1 protein-coding gene is annotated in these 997 nt (G+C 57.9%); it reads left to right on the forward strand.

What is annotated here, in order from left to right; all coding sequences use genetic code 11:
• Positions 1 to 84: 84 nt before the first annotated feature.
• Positions 85 to 969, forward strand: a complete 885-nt coding sequence (locus tag MX571_RS22250) for an IS1595 family transposase (protein ID WP_246989505.1) — start codon at positions 85 to 87, stop codon at positions 967 to 969.
• Positions 970 to 997 lie beyond the last annotated feature (28 nt).

The raw sequence follows: 997 nt of genomic DNA on the forward strand, positions 1-997 counted from the left end.
CGCTCTTGCGAAGTAGATTGTTGATAGCGAGAGCTGCGGCTGAAAGTCGAAGAGGGCAAGGGCACCGCGCCAGCGGTGCCCGATATGTTCCCAATACGCCGGTTTGTGTCGGAATCGGCTGCAGCGGACCTGCTCCAACAGGTTCGCTGGCGTGATGGCGTCGAGTGCCCCCGCTGCCGTTCTGACCTGACGGTCAGAAACGGCAGCTATCGGGTGTATCAACGGTATTTGTGTAAGAATTGCGGTCGAACATTCAACGACAAGACCGGCACGATCTTCGCCCACTCGAAACTCTCGCTGAAAGAATGGTACTTCACGATCTACGTGTTCTTACGGTTCAACACGAGTATTCAACAGATTGAGGCGGAACTCGATCTTTCGTACAGAACGGTCAGACGGCGCGTCGAGCGCTTCGCGAGAGCGCTCGACGCGCCTTCGATCACGCTGTCTGGACCGGTCGAAATTGACGAAGTGTACGTCTCTGCTGGCCTCAAAGGCCGCGAGCGCGACCAGGAGTCGCGCTCGCGTGGCCTGTCCACGCGTGGCCGAGGATCGTACGACGGCGATAAACCGCCGGTGTTTACGCTGGCCGATCGTGGTTCTGGCGACCGGTACGTCGTGCCAGCGAAATCCGCCGACGAATCGACGATTCGACTCCTGCTTGCTGACCACGACGAGGAGTCGCTGACCGTCTATACGGACGGATTTCGGGCCTACGATCCGCTCGAAGAAGACGACGCTTTCACCCGCAAATACGTCGTCCACGGCGATGGAGAATACGCTGACGGCGACATCCACGTCAATACCTGCGAGAGCCACGCGTCGCTGACGCGACGGTGGCTCTCGCCCCACCGAGGAGTGTCAAAAGACAAACTAACACCGTATCTCAGAGCCTTTCAGCTCCGGCAAGAACTCTACAGAAAACCAGGTGACGAAGCACTCAAACATGCTCTCGACGCTGCCCTCTGAAAATCAACAACGTGCTTCACAAGAGCGT

This window comes from Halomarina salina (genome assembly GCF_023074835.1).
GTDB classification, from domain to species: domain Archaea; phylum Halobacteriota; class Halobacteria; order Halobacteriales; family Haloarculaceae; genus Halomarina; species Halomarina salina.

Excerpts from the sequence above, each read along its gene's own strand:
- MX571_RS22250 (WP_246989505.1), top strand. The coding sequence starts at position 85 with ATGTTCCCAATACGCCGGTTTGTGTCGGAATCGGCTGCAGCGGACCTG.